This is a genomic window from Nocardiopsis sp. M1B1 (genome assembly GCF_052466615.1).
The window spans coordinates 1010481-1024341 of record NZ_CP196194.1 but is presented as its reverse complement, the minus strand read 5'-3'; the positions used below and the strand labels follow the sequence as shown (position 1 = coordinate 1024341).

Sequence of the window (13861 nt, the reverse complement as noted above, 5' to 3'; positions counted from 1 at the left end):
ACCTTACGCGGTTTCGTCACCAACTGTCGCTTGCCAGGAACTATCAGTTAACCAAGGCGGGGCTGTGCGTGGTGAGAGATCCCCGAAAAGGTACGCGGGCCCGACACGGCCGCGGGTCCGGTGCGCCCCGGGTTCCGCGGCCGTGCTCAGCGGGTGCGGCCCGTCCCCTCAGGCCCCGTCCCTGACGGCCTCCTCGGCGTCGGCGGCGGTCTCGTCCCCGGCCGCGGCGGCCGCGGCGCCGGGCTCCTCGGGCGCGGGGTTGACGCGCCTGGCCTCGGCCGCCTCGGGACCGGCCTCCAGCAGGACGCGGAAGCCCTCCTCGTCCAGGACCGGCACCCCCAGCTTGACGGCCTTGTCGTACTTGGAGCCGGGACTGTCGCCGACCACCACGAAACCGGTCTTCTTGGACACCGACGCCGTGGCCCGGCCGCCGCGCTCGGCGATCGCCTCCTTGGCCCCGTCCCGGCTGAAGCCCTCCAGGGAACCGGTCACCACCACGGTGACCCCCTCCAGGTGGCGCGGCCTGGAGCCGTCGTCCTCGTCCTCCATGCGCACCCCGGCCTCGGCCCACTTGCGGACGATCTCGGCGTGCCAGTCCACCGCGAACCATTCGCGGATGGAGGCGGCGATGGTCGGGCCGACGCCGTCGACCGACGCCAGCTCCTCCTCGCTGGCCGCGCGGATGGCGTCCATGGAGCGGAAGTGGCGGGCCAGGTCCTCCGCCGCGCGCGGGCCCACGTGCCGGATGGACAGCGCCACCAGCACCCGCCACAGCGGCTTGGACTTGGCCTCCTCCAGCTGATCGAAGAGCTTCTCGACCGTCTTCTTGGGCTCGCCCTTCTTGTTGGCGAAGAAGGACACCACCTTGGGCTCGCCGGTCTTGGGGTCGGTCTTGGGCTCGGTGGTGTCGGGGTCGAGCACGTGGGTGCGGATCGGCAGCAGCATGTCGACGGTGAGGTCGAACAGGTCGCCCTCGTCACGCACCGGCGGCCGGGCGGGCTCCAGCGGCTGGGTGAGGGCGGTGGCGGCCACGTAGCCCAGCGCCTCGATGTCCAGGGCCTTGCGGCTGGCCACGAAGAACAGGCGCTCGCGCAGCTGGCCCGGGCAGGAGCGGGCGTTGGGGCAGCGCAGGTCGACGTCGCCCTCCTTCTGCTGGCCGAGCGCGGTGCCGCACTCGGGGCAGGACTCGGGCATGGCGAAGGCCCGCTCGGTGCCGTCGCGGCGGTCGAGCACCGGGGCGACGATCTCGGGGATGACGTCGCCCGCCTTGCGCAGCACGACGGTGTCGCCGATGAGCACGCCCTTGCGCTCGACCTCGCGCGCGTTGTGCAGGGTGGCGAACTCGACCTCGGACCCGGCCACGACCACCGGCTCCATGACCCCGTAGGGGGTGACGCGCCCGGTGCGGCCCACGCCCACCTTGATGTCGAGCAGGCGGGTGGTGACCTCCTCGGGCGGGTACTTGTAGGCGATCGCCCAGCGCGGGACGCGGCTGGTGGAGCCCAGGCGCCGCTGGAGGGCGAAGTCGTCGACCTTGATGACGATGCCGTCGATCTCGTAGGCGGGCTCGTGGCGGTGGGCCGCGTAGTACCCCACGTACTCGCGGACCTCGTCCATGGTGGTGACGACCCGGTAGCGGTCACTGAGCGGCAGCCCCCACTCACCCAGCAGCCGGTAGGCCTGCGACTGGCTGGTGAAGGCCACGTCTTCGCCGCCGTCCTTCGCCGGAGAGTAGGCGCCCACGCCGTGCACGATCATCGACAGCGGCCGGGTGGCGGTGACTCGGGGGTCCTTCTGGCGCAGCGACCCGGCGGCGGCGTTGCGGGGGTTGGCGAAGGGGGTGTGCTCGCCCGAGGCGGTGATGCGCTCGTTGAGTTTTCCGAAGTCCTCCACCGGCAGGAAGACCTCTCCGCGCACCTCCAGCAGCTCGGGCGCGGGGCGCACGCTCTCGTCCAGGCGTTCGGGGACGACCCCGATGGTGCGCACGTTGAGGGTGATGTCCTCGCCGACGCGGCCGTCGCCGCGGGTGGCGGCGCGCACGAGGCGGCCCTTCTCGTACACCAGGTCCACGGCCAGGCCGTCGATCTTGAGCTCGCACAGGTAGCCGTTGACGGGCACCTCGGCGCTGGCCCGGTCGGCCCAGGCGTTGAGCTCGTCGACGTCGAAGGCGTTGCCCAGGCTCTCCATCCGCACCAGGTGCTCGACCGCGGCGAAGTCGACGCTGATGGGCGCGCCGACCTTCTGCGTGGGCGAGTCCTGGGTGGCCAGGGCGGGGTAGGAGTCCTCGATGCCGACCAGCTCACGCATGAGGGTGTCGTACTCGGCGTCGGAGACCACCGGTGTGCCCAGGTAGTACCGGTAACTGTGGTCGTCCAGTTCCTGGCACAGCTCGGTGTGCCGGGCGCGAACCTCGTCGGGGATGTCGGTGGTGGTGTCGGGCGCGCTCACTCGGTACCTTTCTCGCTCTCGTGCTCGCCTGCTGCGGGCGCTACCTTCGGGGCTCGTCCCGCAGGACCCGGGCACCGGCTCGGGAGGCGTTCAGGGCCGCCCTCGCGTGGCCGGGCGAGGCGCCCGCCAGCCCGCACGTGGGCGTGGTGACCACCGCGCGGGAGAGCAGGTCGGGGGAGAATCCCAGCCGGTTCCACAACTCGCGAACAGGATCGACAGTAGCGGCGGGGTCGGACATTCGCGCGGTCCGCGCGGGCGCGGCGTCGTCGGTGGAGGGGACCACCCCGAGCAGGAGTCCGGTGCCCGCCTCCACGGCCGTGCCGACCGTCTCGTCGTGGTCGCGGGTGAGGAGGAGGGCGTTGAGGCTCAGCGCGCGGGCGCCGCTGCGGCGCAGCAGGTCGACGGGGACGCCCGGGGCGCAGCAGTGCGCGGCGGGGACGGCCCCGGTGCCCTCGATCGCGGCGAAGAGGAGGCGCAGGGCGGCCTCGACGCGCACCCGGTCGACGGCGGGCAGGCGGCCGTAGCCGCTGGCGGTGGGCAGGGCGCCCAGTAGGACCGCGGGCAGGGAGGGTTCGTCGACCTGGACGAGGAGCCGGGCGCCGGGGACCCGCCTGCGGACCTCGGCCAGGTGCGCGAGGACGCCCTCCAGGTGGGACTCGGTCAGGTCGCGGCAGGCCCCCGGGTCGGAGGCCAGGCGCTGGCCGTTGCGCAGCTCGACCGACGCGGCCAGGGTCCACGGCCCGGCGACCTGCACCTTGAGGGTGCCGGTGAAGCCGTGGGCGTGCTCGGTGAGGGCGTCGAGGTCGTAGGACATGAGGCTGGCCGCGCGGCCCAGGTCGCGCCCGGGGCTGTCGGCGACCCGCCAGCCGCTGGGCTGGACCTCCACGGGGAACTCCACCAGGAGGCCGCAGGTGCGGCCGACCATGTCGGCGCCGACACCGCGCGCGGGCAGCTCGGGCAGGTGCGGCAGGTCGGGGAGTTCGCCGAGGACGGTGCGCATCGCCTCGTCGGGGTCCTCTCCCGGCCAGGACCCGACCCCGGTGGAGGACGCGGCGGGCCAGGGGTAGGGGTGCTGTTCGCTCACATCGCCCAAGGTTAGGGCAACGCGGCCCGGGCGGGCGCTACCGTCGGAACGCGTCGGGGCTAACCCGCGGAGGCGCGGTGGGGGTAGGCGGCGCCCTCGGGCTCCTCGGGGGCCTGCTCGGCGGTGCGGGAGCGGCGGGCGCGCAGCACCATCACGGCCACGACCGCCGCGGCCAGCGCGGCCACGCCGAGGGCCGCCCACGGCGAGTCCAGGAACAGGGAGAACCAGGTGCCCACCAGGCCGCCGATGACCACACCCCACAGGCCCGCCCAGATCAGCGAGCCGACGAACATCGCGGCGAGGTAGCGCGGGAAGCGCATGCGCATCGCGCCCGCGGCGAGGTTGACGGCGGTCTGCACGCCGACGGTGCAGAAGCTCAGGGTGACCACGGGCGCGCCGTAGCGGTCGATGCGCCGCCGGGCGGCGTCAAGCCGGGGGCCGAGTCTGGCGCCCATACGGCTGCGGGTCACCCCGGCGCCCAGGCCGCGGCCGATCCAGTACGTGGCCTGGGCACGGCACAGGACCACGCCGAGCAGCGTGAAGTAGACGATCCAGAACGGCTGGCCGTCGAGGAAATCGAACTCCGGCATGGGCAGGCCCCCTCACCTCGCCCCGCAACTATGCTATGCCTTACCTAAGTTCGGCAAGGGATCGCGGGCGACGAACCAGGTGGGACAGCCCACTCCGCCGCCGTCGCGCCCCCGGGCGGCCGCTCCGGGCGGCCCGTGCGCACGCTCGCACGGACCGCCGAACCGGCTTCCCTCAGACCGCGACCCCGGTTCTGGAGGTGGCGGAGATCGTGGCCGACCCCAGCACCGTGTCGCCCTGGTAGACCACCACGGCCTGTCCGGTGGCCACGCCGGTGGCGGGCTTGGCGAGCCGGACGACCAGTTCGGGGCCGCCGTCGCCCTCGCGCTGCCACACGCTCGCCGGGTAGACCTCGCCGTGGGCGCGCAGCTGCACGTGGCAGTCGGTCGGCTCGGTCAGGGGCTCGCTGCCGCTCCACACCGGGCGCACGCCGGTGATGGCGTCCACCCGTAGGGAGGCCCGCGGCCCCACCGTGACGGAGTTGTCGACCGGCTCGATGGACAGCACGTACCGCGGGTGGGCGGCGCCGCCCAGGCCCAGGCCCCTGCGCTGGCCCACGGTGAAGGTGTGCGAGCCGTTGTGCGTGCCCACCACCGTGCCGTCCTCGTCCCGGATCGGCCCCGGCCGCTCGCCGATGCGCCGGTTGAGGAAGCCCGCCGTGTCACCGTCGGCGATGAAGCAGATGTCGTGGCTGTCGGGCTTGTCCGCCACCGACAGGCCGCGCCGCTCGGCCTCCGCGCGCACCTCGTCCTTGGTGCAGTCCCCCAGCGGGAACACCGCGTGCTCCAGCTGCTCGGCGTTGAGCACGCCCAGCACGTAGGACTGGTCCTTGACCGCGTCCACGCTGCGCACCAGGCGCCCGTCGACCTTGCGAACGTGGTGTCCGGTGGCCACGGCGTCGAAGCCCAGGGCGACGGCCCGGTCCAGCACCGCCTCGAACTTGATCTTCTCGTTGCAGCGCAGGCACGGGTTGGGGGTGTTGCCCGCCTCGTACTCGGCCACGAAGTCCTGCACGACCTCGCGGTCGAACTCCTCCGACATGTCCCACACGTAGAAGGGGATGCCGATGACGTCGGCGGCCCGCCGCGCGTCGTGGGAGTCCTCCACGGTGCAGCAGCCGCGCGCGCCCGTGCGGTAGGACTGCGGGTTCTTGGAGAGCGCCAGGTGGACACCGGTGACGTCGTGGCCCGCCTCGGCCACACGGGCCGCGGCGACCGCGGAGTCGACCCCGCCCGACATGGCGGCGAGTACACGCAAAGTCATAGTGGTTCCAGGGTATGCGTTGGTGGGGGGACAGAAACCCCGCCTGGGGGGACAGGAACTTCTGACCGGGGGACAGAGAACCCGAGCCGGGGGGTCAACGGGCAGACCCGGCAGGAGGGGTACGGCGGCGCCCGGGCGGGACCGGGCCGCGCTCCCGGGACGGCCGACCGTCCGCCGGACGACCCCCGGACGCGGCGGCGAGTGTGGTCGTCCGCTTCTGCGAAAATCGGGGCATGGCTCTGTTCCGTCGTCGCCGCTCCGCCGACTCCACCTCCTCAGTCACCGCCTTCTGGGACGCCTGGCCCGCCGAACGCGAGGCCCTGGCCAGCGCGGTCGAGTCGGACCAGCCCGTGCCCGCCGAGGTGTCCGAGCGCGTCACCGCGCTGGTCCGCTCCATCCACCCGGACATGGAGTGGGAGGTGGGCCGCGCACCGAAGCCGAGCGGCGGCCTGGAGGACCTCGACCTGTCGACCGACGTGGACCCGGGCAAGCTCCTGGAACAGCTGGCCGCCCTGGACGACCCCTCCCGGCTGACCGACGGCCCCGCCTACGCCCTCACGCTGCGCCCCGGCGGCTCGGAGGAGGCGCGCATCCTGTCCGAACGCTGGGCGCGCTCGGCCCCCGAGGACCCCCGGTGGCTGTTCCGGCCGGTGCGGCCCGCCGACCACGACCAGCTCTCCTCCACCGTCAACCTGGACGACCACGAGCTCGACCTGTCGCACGTGTCGGTGTCCATGCGGGTCGACCACGCGACCGGCAAGGTCGAGGTGGGCGTGTACCACCCCGACAACATGTTCCTGCCCGAGAGCACGCGCGCCGCCGTGGCCGAGCACGTCACCCTGCTGGCGCTGGGCGAGGACGACCGGGTGCGGTGGATCGGTGAGACGGCGCCGCTGGACGAGCCGCCGCTGGACCCGCTGCCGCCCACGTCGATGCCCGCCGTGGTGCGGCAGATGGCGGACATGCTCGGCGGGTCGGGCGGCTGGGCGACGCTGCACGGGCGCATCCCCCTCCAGGGCGCGGTGGAGATCCTGCTCCGCCACCCGCTGACCCGTCGCGACTTCCCGGCGTTCACCTTGTTCGTGCAGGTGATCGTGCCGTACACGCACACGGACGAGGACAGGCTGCCCACCGGCGCCTCCGCCTCGGCGCTGGACGACCTGGAGGCCCGGATCTCGGGTGTGCTGGGGGACAACGGCGCGCTGTTCATGCGCCAGACCGTGGGCGGCAGGCGCGACTACCGCTACTACCTGGACCCGGACTCGGGCGTGCTGCCCGAGTTCGAGGCCGTGCTGACGGACTGGTCCGAGGGGGAGGTCAAGCTGCGCAGCCAGCTCGACCCGTCCTGGGCGCAGTTCAACGCCGCGCGCAGGCCGTTCCGCCGCCAGCTGGGCGAGTAGGGCGCGGCCGGGACGCGGCCGGGACGGCTGTTCACCGCCGCGAGGGCAACGGATCACCGGTTCTTGGTCCGCCGCCGGCTCCGGGGGCGCCGGGGTCAACCCGAAATCCCGCCTTGCACATCTGGCCCCCAAGTCACAACAGGCGTAACGTGTCATTTCCGCCAGGAGGATGATGCGGCCTTGGACGGTGTGCTGCCACGAGCACCATCGGGTCGGCCTCGGGTCGCCGCGGTCGGCGCGATCCTCGCCCTGTGCCTGGTGGGGGCTCCGCTGATGTCCCTGTTCCCCGTGGGGGTCTGGGACACCGCCCGCGCCCTGACGATGAGCGGCGCGGGCCAGGGGGTGCTGCTGCTCGCGCCGGTGGTCGCCGGGGGCGTCCTGCTCATGTTCTGGCTGTCGGCCCAGTGGCTGGAGATGTCCGGCGTGAACCACCCCTTCGCGTCGGCCGCGCTCGTGACGGCCACCGCCGTGGTCACGCCCGTGGTCGTCGCGTTCCTGGCCCCGGAGGTCATGCCGCTGCCCTGGGGAACGGCCGCCAACACCGCCTTCCTGTCCGGGACCGTCGCGACGCTGGGCATGGGCGCGTCGATGCTGTTGGACCGGCCGTCCGACCGCTGGCGGCCGGGGGTGCTGCCCGCCGTGGCGGTGGTCGCCGCGCTGCTCGCGGCGCTGCCCGCCGTGGGGGACGCGGTGCTCGCGCGGGCGGCCGACGAGCGTTCGCGCGCGCAGATCATGTCCTTCGAGCGGACCATCGCGGTGCTGGACCACCCGGGCTGGTCGCTGGCCCAGGTGCACGAGGTGGAGGACGGCCTGCGCCTGACCTACCGCGACGAGAACGGGGCGCCGCTGCACGTGCTGACGTGGGACGGCGCGCGTTCGGCCGAAGCCGAGCTGGACGAGGGCTGCGGTTTCCCCGGCACGTGGTGCCGCGACCTGGGGACGGCGGTGGTCGTGCACCACGCCGACGGCCACCCGAGCGAGCTGCGCACGCACCTCGGCGACGGCACGGTGGCGATCCTGCTCCCAGAGCCGGGCACGCCCACCGACCTGCTCGGGGTGTCCCGGGCACTGCGCCCCGAGGAGCCCGGTGAGCGCCGCGACCTCGTGGAGGCCGTCACCGCGTGAGGTGTCGCGCGGGCCCGTCCCCGCCGTGCCCGGGACGGACCACTGTGCTGCCGCTGACGTTCCGGTCCTGGCGCTACCGCCCCGTACGGGTGCGTCCCGCCGCCCACCGGGCCGCCCCGTGGTCGGCTTCCCCGCGTGACCGCCTCCGCTGCCCCCGGTCAGGGACTGCCGGGCGGGTCCGGGAACGCGGACCGGCCGGCGTCGCCGTACAGGCGGCGGGCCAGGTTCCTCATGGCCCGGCGCATCCCCGGCGGGTCCCGCTCGTCCGAGCCGACCGAGGCCAGGTGGGACGAGAAGGAGCCGAAGAGGTGGTCGCCGTCGCGGAACCCCTCGGGCAGCTCGGCGAACCACCGGTAACCGCACGGCTGGTGCGGGGCCCCGGCCTCCGTCAGGAAGTCGTCGATGTCGCGGTCGACGCCCGCCCGGTCGGTGCGCGTCCTCTCCTCCCACCGCTGGACGCGCCTTCCGCGGCTCTCGCAGGTGACGTGGACCGGGGAGGGCGTGCGCCGCTCCGGGCACCGGACGGCGTGCTCGGGGCCGATCGCCCAGGCGACCAGGGCGTGCCAGCCGGATTCGGGGACCTCGACGAACCTCCTGCCGCGGAGTTCGGGGTGTTCGCCGGTGTCCGCCTCGTGCGGGGGCAGGGGGAGGACGGGGTACTCCGACCACGAACGCCCGCTCAGGTCCTTGCGGCGCCCGCCCACGTGGAAGTGGACCATCTCCGCCGTGGTCTCCTTCCGCTTCGCGGAGGTCCAGTGGTCGTCTCGCGGCGCGTCGCTCATGGACAGCGGCCTTTCCGGGGATCTGGAGGAGTGCTTACCGCCCGTTCCTATCGCGCGGCGGGGGCCGGAACCAGGGGCGAGGGGACCGGCCGTGCGGCCGGGAGCGGCCACGCGCCCACCACCGGCACGCGGAGGCCTCGCCGCGCACGGAGCGCGGAGCCCCGGCACGCGCGAAGGCGCCCCCGGTCGGAACCGGGGGCGCCTTTCGGTGCCGGGATCAGGAGAGGGGCGGAGTCAACCGCCTCGGCTGGTGGAGCCGCTTTCGCGGTGCCTCAGCCGTTCTCCTTCTTGATGCGCTCGACGAGCATCTTCTTGCCCTGGTCGCCGGCCTTCTGGTTGTTCTCCTGGATCCGGCGGAACCACTGGGCGAGCTCGTCGTCGCCCTGTTTCTCGGCGTCCTTGATGTAGCCCTCCAGGCGCCAGACGTTCTCCAGCGACTGGTGGACGGCCCAGACCAGGTTGTAGTTCTTGTCCTTGAGCGGGCTCTCGGGCTCAGCCATGACAACCTCCTCGGTACCGTGTCTTTCCGCTGCCGGGATTCCACTGCCCAACCCGCCCTGCGGGTACACACGGCGACGGGCGATGACGCGCGGCCCCGCTCCGCCCCGACCGGACCGAGCCCCCACTGGTCGGACCTTCCCTCCGGGCGCGGCCCGGTTACTCGGAAGCCGCGGTGTAGTAGTAGGGCTCCTCGTCCTCGTCGTAGTCCTCGTCCTCGTCGTCCCTGCCTTCGTCGAGGTCGAGTTCGACCCCCGTCCCGGCGAACGCGGCCCGCACCCGCTCCACCATCTCCTCGCTCATGAAGTGGTGGTGCAGGTCGAGCTTGCGCAGACCGGAGAAGGCCTCGGCCCGGTCGACGAGTCCCCGGGCACCCCGGTCCGTCAGGATGCCCAGAGACAGGTCGAGTACCTCCAGATGCTTGACGACCGGCGCCTCGGCCAGCACCGGGACCCACTCGGCCCACTTCTCGGCGTTGCGCACCCCCAGGTACCTCAACCGGGGGAACGCCTCGCCCGAGAGCACCGGCGCCAGGTCCTGCGGAGAGGTGCTGCCGCCGTACTCCTCCATCCCCAGCCACAGTTCCAGGTGCTCCAGCGCGGGCAGGCCCGAGGACGCCACCTCCCGCACGACCCGGCCGGGCAGGCCCCCGCTCTGGAGGGTGAGGGAGCGCAGCGAGGCGTGCGAGGGCACGTGCAGCCCGAGTCGACCCTCCATGCCGTCGGCGCCCTTCACGGTGAGCTCCTCCAACCGGGGGAAGGCGGCCACGAGCGGTGCCAGGTCGGGCTGGGAGATCCAGGAGAGCTCGCACTCGTCGAAGGTGATGTCGCCGAAGAAGACCGAGCGCAGGTTCGGCAGCGCGTCGGCGTGCTCGACCAGCAGGTCCACGGCCTGGTACAGACCTCCGTCGGAGGCGTAGCCCCATTCGCCGATGACGAGTGCCGTGAGCTGCCCGGGGTCCACCTCGGACAGGAACCGGGCGAAGTAGTCGGTTCCTTTGTCCTCGGGGATCGTGTGGAGGTGCTCGCTGGTTCGCAGCCGCCAGGCGGTGGAGGCGGGGTCGCGCGGGTCTGCGCCCCACTTCCGGATCTGTTCGAGCCGCTCCTCCCACGTGCCTCTGGCGGGGAACTCGACCACGGGCAGACCCGCGAACTCGGTGAGGTCGGACATGAGGACTCTCTTCTCAAGCTTCAGGGGGCGAAATGCCCCCCATGCCTAGCAGTTCCGGGCGACAGACGGGGATTCGGTGATCTTCCGCCCCCGGCAAGTGTCGGCCTGCGACCGCGCTCCAGGACGACACGCCTCAACCCGGCCGCGCCCGGGCACGGTCGGGCTACTCGGCCGCCGCGGTGTAGTAGTAGGGCTCGTCCTCGTCGTCGTCCTCGTCCTGCTCGGGCTCCAGCCGGTCGGACAGATCGATCTCGACCCCGGTTCCGGCGAATGCGGCCCGCACGCGCTCCTCCATCTCCTCACTCAGGAAATGGTGGTGCAGGTCGAGTCTGCGCAACCCGGAGAAGGCCTCGGCCCGGTCGACGAGTTCCCGGGCACCCCGGTCCGTGAAGATCCCCAACGACAGGTCGAGCACCTCCAGGTGCTTGACGGCAGGAGCCTCGGCCAGCGCCGGGATCCACCCGTCCGCCCCCTCGGCGTTGCGCACACCCAGGTACCTCAGCCGGGGAAACACCTCACCGGAGAGCGCCGGCGCCAGGTCCTGCGGGTAGGTGTCGCCGCCGTAGTCCCACACCCCCAGCCACAGCTCCAGGTGCTCCAGCGCGGGCAGGCCCGAGGACGCCACCTCGCGCACGACCCGACCGGGCAGGCCCCCGCTCTGAAGGGTCAGGGAGCGCAGCGAGGCGTGCGAGGGCACATGCAGCCCGAGCCGGCCCCGCATGCCGTCGGCGCCCTTCACGGTCAGCTCCTCCAACCGGGGGAAGGCGGCCACGAGCGGAGCCAGGTCGCTCTGGCTGATCCAGGACAGCTCGCTCTCCGTCATCTCGATGTCGCCGACGAAGACGGACCGCAGATTCGGCAGCTTGTCGGCGTGCTCGATCAGCGCCTCCAGGAAAGCCTCCGGACCTCCCTGGGCGGGATAGCCCCAGGCACCGATGACCAGCGCCCTCACCTGCGCGGTGTCCACCATGGACAGGAAACGGGCGACGTGTTCCTCGCACCCTTCCTCACGGACCCTCCTGGCGCCGTCGCTGGTCCGCAGCCGCCAGGCCACGGAGGCGGGAGCCTGCGGATCCCCTCCCTGCCTACGGATCTGTTCGAGCCGCTCCTCCGTCGTGCCGCTGGCGGGGAACTCGACCACGGGCAGACCCGCGAACTCGGTGAGCTCAGGCATAGGAAATCCCTTCAGGGGTGGAATGTCCCCATACCTAGCAGTTCCGGGAGACAGGCGTGGATTCGGAAGGCCCCGGGGGTGTCGACCAGTGGCCCCCACCCCCGGGATGACACGTCTGCTCACGTCCGTCGACAGCGGAACGGAAGGCGGGGCGCCGTGGTCGGTCAGACGAGTGTGGAAGCGCGAGGGCGGCCGAAGGAGCAGCGCCCGCACCCGAAAGCCTTCCCCAGGCCTCCGGGTGTTCCGCTACAGGGAGGCGGAAGGCGGTGGCTGCGCCGCGTCCCCGTTCCCCCGCCTGACGGACTCGGCCGGTCCCCCGGGCTGGACTGTCCGGACGGCCTGGGCTGTCTGCGTCGCCTGGTCCGTCTGAACGTTCCCCGGAAGGCCGTCGGTGCCGGGGTCCGCATCCCGCTCGCGCAGCATGCGGTCCAGGCGTTCGACCTGCTGCCCGAGTTCCAACAGCCGGTTCATGACCGCCTCGTGCTGGACCTCCTCCAGCTCCTGGTCCTCGGCCCAGCGGACCTCGCTGATCTCCTGTTCCAAGGACGTGACGATCACCGCGATGACCAGGTTCAGCATGATGAACGCGGTCAGCACGATGTAGCAGACGAAGAAGATCCAGGCCGTCGGATGCTCCGCCAGCACCGCGTCCGAGACGTCCGGCCAGCCCTCCGTCGTCATCAGCAGGAACATCGTGTACAGCGACGTGCCCAGGTTGTCGAAGAACTCGGGCACGGCCTCACCGAACAGCTGGTGGGCGATGATCGCGGAGGTGTAGATGACCACCAGGAGCAGGCCGATCACCGTCCCCACCCCCGGCATGGCCTTGAACAGCGCGGTGATGATCTGCCGCATCTGCGGGACGGCGGTGATCACCCGCAGGATCCGCAGCACCCGCAGGATGCGGAGCACGGCGAACGGGCCGGTGGCCGGAATCACCGAAATCAGCACCACCAGGAAGTCGAACCAGTTCCAGGCGCTCCGGAAGAACCGTCCCCGCCAGGCGTGGATCTTGAGGGCCATCTCGACCACGAACACACTGACGACGACGTACTCGATGATCACCAGATACGGAAGGGTGGAACCCCCATAAGTCATCCAACCCAAAATCACGGCATTGACCAGAATCACCGCGAGCATGATGTTGGAGAACCACTGACTCTCCACAAGCCTGGTGACCTGAGCACGCCGCAATGCCACTTCCCCCTCACCAATTCCACTTCCGAGCGATTCGGACATGGAGCACCAAATATATCGAAGTGGACTCAACTCCTGTGCGGCGCGGCTGCCTTTGGTCAGGCGTGTACAGCTTCACGCCCACACCGGCCGACACCGCCTCACCCCGTGCCCACACTTCACAGAAGGCGCGCCCTCACGGTTCCGGCGGCCGCCCGGAAGGCACCGGAAGCGCAAATGGCGGGTGCCGCATCCCACACCCCGGCTTCCGGTCCGATCAATGATCGAAGGCGGTGGGGCCGAAAACACCGCGCCAGCCGGAGGCACTCCTCCTCGGTGGAAGGGCCCTCCCCGACGAGGAGGGCGCGAGGACGAGGGGCTCTGTGAGGAGGGGGGGAAGAGGCGTGCGAGGGTGCGCGGGCGGGTGGGCGTTGGTTCGGGAGGTCCTGCACGTCACTGGTATGTTCACTGCTGGCCACGGCAGGAAGCCCGACACGGTGACGAGCCCGAGCCGTCGACAGCGCCAGCGCCCGCGACACAGGAAGAGACATGGCGGAGCTGAAGTACTTCACAGGTTCGATGAACTCGGGCAAGAGCACGATGGCCCTCCAGGAGCACCACTCACGCGGCGGCGAAGGGGTGCTGTACACGAAGCAGGACCGCGCCGGAGCGGGCATCATCTCGTCCCGCCTGGGCCTGGAATCCCCCGCCGTGGAGGTGGGCGACGACCTGGACCTGTACGACGACATCGCCGACCGCAAGGCCCCCTACGTCATCTGCGACGAGGCCCAGTTCCTGTCCTACAAGCAGGTGGGACAGCTCGCGGGGGTGGTGGACGGGATGCGGATCGACGTGTACTGCTACGGGATCCTCACCGACTTCCAGGGGCAACTGTTCCCCGGCTCGAAACGCCTGGTGGAACTCGCCGACAAGATCGAGGTCCTGCCGGTGTCCGCGCGCTGCTGGTGCGGCGGGCGCGCCACCCACAACGCGCGCGTGGTGGACGGGGTCATGATCTACGAGGGCGAGCAGGTACACATCGGCGGCAACGAGTCGTACGCGACCCTGTGCCGCCACCACTTCATGGCCGGAGTCGCCTGACCGGACCAGAGCCGTGGATGCCCACGGCCGTCCAGTCGCCGTGGCCACGGAA

General features: G+C 71.8%; 12 protein-coding genes. 3 read left to right on the top strand and 9 right to left on the bottom strand.

Annotated elements, in window-relative coordinates; genetic code table 11:
- Nucleotides 1-168: 168 nt before the first annotated feature.
- The 4 genes from ligA to mnmA form a co-directional block, all read right to left on the bottom strand.
- Entirely contained in the window at nt 169-2448 is a 2280-nt protein-coding gene (ligA, locus tag ACSTA4_RS04645; protein ID WP_444962534.1) for an NAD-dependent DNA ligase LigA, read from the bottom strand.
- A gap of 40 nt (nt 2449-2488) precedes the next feature.
- Entirely contained in the window at nt 2489-3532 is a 1044-nt protein-coding gene (locus ACSTA4_RS04640) for a methionine synthase (RefSeq protein ID WP_444962533.1), read from the bottom strand.
- Nucleotides 3533-3591: 59 nt separating this feature from the next.
- Entirely contained in the window at nt 3592-4122 is a 531-nt protein-coding gene (locus tag ACSTA4_RS04635; RefSeq protein WP_444962532.1) for a DedA family protein, read from the bottom strand.
- 172 nt (nt 4123-4294) lie between these two features.
- The gene (mnmA, locus tag ACSTA4_RS04630) at nt 4295-5383 is read right to left on the bottom strand and encodes a tRNA 2-thiouridine(34) synthase MnmA (RefSeq protein WP_444962531.1); all 1089 of its coding nucleotides are present in this window, start codon (nt 5381-5383) and stop codon (nt 4295-4297) included.
- Between the two features lie 233 nt (nt 5384-5616).
- Here mnmA and ACSTA4_RS04625 point away from each other — a divergent pair, with 233 nt between their 5' ends.
- Nucleotides 5617-6783 (top strand): DUF695 domain-containing protein, encoded by a 1167-nt coding sequence (locus ACSTA4_RS04625; RefSeq protein WP_416025591.1) that lies wholly within the window; start codon nt 5617-5619, stop codon nt 6781-6783.
- Nucleotides 6784-6972: 189 nt separating this feature from the next.
- Nucleotides 6973-7908, top strand: a complete 936-nt coding sequence (locus ACSTA4_RS04620; protein ID WP_444964096.1) for a hypothetical protein — start codon at nt 6973-6975, stop codon at nt 7906-7908.
- 158 nt (nt 7909-8066) lie between these two features.
- Here ACSTA4_RS04620 and ACSTA4_RS04615 read toward each other — a convergent pair whose 3' ends face one another.
- From ACSTA4_RS04615 to ACSTA4_RS04595, 5 genes are all read right to left on the bottom strand, one after another.
- Nucleotides 8067-8690: a DUF5956 family protein gene (locus tag ACSTA4_RS04615; RefSeq protein ID WP_444962530.1), complete on the bottom strand. Its 624-nt coding sequence runs from the start codon at nt 8688-8690 to the stop codon at nt 8067-8069.
- A 272-nt stretch (nt 8691-8962) separates the two neighbouring features.
- The gene (locus ACSTA4_RS04610; protein ID WP_274976295.1) at nt 8963-9190 is read right to left on the bottom strand and encodes a hypothetical protein; all 228 of its coding nucleotides are present in this window, start codon (nt 9188-9190) and stop codon (nt 8963-8965) included.
- A 157-nt stretch (nt 9191-9347) separates the two neighbouring features.
- The gene (locus tag ACSTA4_RS04605) at nt 9348-10358 is read right to left on the bottom strand and encodes an STM4015 family protein (RefSeq protein WP_444962529.1); all 1011 of its coding nucleotides are present in this window, start codon (nt 10356-10358) and stop codon (nt 9348-9350) included.
- Between the two features lie 163 nt (nt 10359-10521).
- Nucleotides 10522-11532, bottom strand: coding sequence for an STM4015 family protein (locus ACSTA4_RS04600; RefSeq protein ID WP_444962528.1), 1011 nt, complete (start codon nt 11530-11532; stop codon nt 10522-10524).
- 246 nt (nt 11533-11778) lie between these two features.
- Nucleotides 11779-12630 (bottom strand): ion transporter, encoded by an 852-nt coding sequence (locus ACSTA4_RS04595; RefSeq protein WP_444962527.1) that lies wholly within the window; start codon nt 12628-12630, stop codon nt 11779-11781.
- A gap of 627 nt (nt 12631-13257) precedes the next feature.
- Here ACSTA4_RS04595 and ACSTA4_RS04590 point away from each other — a divergent pair.
- On the top strand, nt 13258-13809 hold the full coding sequence (locus ACSTA4_RS04590) for a thymidine kinase (RefSeq protein ID WP_013151206.1): 552 nt from the start codon (nt 13258-13260) through the stop codon (nt 13807-13809).
- Nucleotides 13810-13861: the final 52 nt, after the last annotated feature.